The organism is Clostridium subterminale (assembly GCF_039521425.1).
Classification (GTDB): Bacteria; Bacillota; Clostridia; order Clostridiales; family Clostridiaceae; genus Clostridium_J; species Clostridium_J subterminale.
Genome location: NZ_BAAACI010000028.1, coordinates 1 through 1,663 on the forward strand (window position 1 = coordinate 1; position 1,663 = coordinate 1,663).

1 protein-coding gene is annotated in these 1,663 nt (G+C 27.7%); it reads right to left on the minus strand.

Features of this window, described 5'->3' with window-relative positions:
* Positions 1-1,642, minus strand: a 1,642-nt coding sequence (locus ABDZ93_RS20045; protein WP_343828291.1) for a cell wall-binding repeat-containing protein, incomplete at its 3' end; no start/stop codon positions are given.
* Positions 1,643-1,663 lie beyond the last annotated feature (21 nt).

Sequence of the window (1,663 nt, forward strand, 5' to 3'; positions counted from 1 at the left end):
TGACTCCATCCTTTGACACAGCATAATACAAGCCTTGTTTTCCCGCTTGATTATTATTATAGCCGTTAATAACTATCTCATATCCTAAATCTGTTTTTATTAAATCATGATGCCATAGATGAAAGTTAGATGGCTTGTCTTGAAATTTACATACCTCAACATCCTTAAAGTTTTTAAAATCATTAGTTTCCGTATAATATAAATCACTACTATAGTTAGAAAACCATATTTTATATACTCCTTCATCATAAATTATAATTGGTGACACATAGTCATATTTTTTATCAAAAGTATCTGGTGCTAGAACTAATTCTTTCTCACTCCACTTTATACCATCTTTACTTTTCATTACATAAACCATATTAGTATGATTATCTGCCTTTTTATTTTTCTTACAAGGCGGATTATACCTAAAGTATACCTCTAATGTACCATCCACTAAACAAATATTTATATCAGAGTAATGACTACCATTTCCAACATCTTTAGGAATATCTAAAGGATTCTTTGAGCCTTTTAAATAATTAAAATTACTTCCATCATTGCTAACTAATATTTGTGGATTTTCATAGTCATCATTCCCATTTGGGTAAGGTGTTAGTCCCATCAAATACTTATATCCATTCCAACCATTTTCAACATATAAAACATCTGGATGAACTGCTTGATTACTTCCATCATAAGTTGGAGTTACTAAAGGCTTTTTTGCATTAGTGTAAGATTTACCCCAAGATGTTATATTTAATAAATTATTACTAATTTCTTTTTCGTTTCCTACAGCAATAATATGATTTATATAACTTCCATTTTCAACCATGAATTCATTCGTAGATTTATTTAACATTTCCGAACCGACATCAACTAAAGGCATATTGAGAACTCCACTTGCTGTACTTGCGGATATAAATTCTGATGGATTATTGCTTGAAGCCATAAGAATTTGGCCATCGGGATATAAGCCTCTATTCTTATTCATTAACTTTGCCCCTGCATCTTTAAAATAATTAGCTATATCTATTTTTTTCATATTTAAATTAGAAAATGTCCTATAGAAAATATCTTCATTTCCAGTAAAATATATAGTTGAATCTTTTTTATTTCTTAGAAATTTATATGTTGACAAATAATTATCTGATATTATTACTGGAGTTTCATTGATCATTCCAATATATGATAATAACATTATTTCTTCAAGATTATCGCCTTTAGAAAGAATATACGTATTATTATCTTTAAATTCTTCTGCAATTCTGATACTAAGATTAGTAATATCCTTTCCTTGAACTCTATTTACTTCTAAATCTTTTTCTACAAGTTCATTTTCTATATTCTTTGAAATTAAATTCTCTTCTCCAATTAAAATTATTTTAGTCGTTTTTAATCTGCTAATTTCTTCCTTAACTAAATCACTTAACTCTTCCCCTTTAGATAAAAATATGGGTGCATTATACTTTCTACTTAGTGATAATGATAAACATCCTTCCATAAAATTTTTATCATTTACTATAATTGCTACATCAGAACTTTTCCATATTTTTTGGCACATATTTATTGCTGTTTTTTCAGGATTTTCTTCATTAAATCGACTTACTTCTAACAGATCTTTATTATTCACTAAGTTTATACTATTGCTATTAGCCATAGTGTTAATAGCTTGTTCATC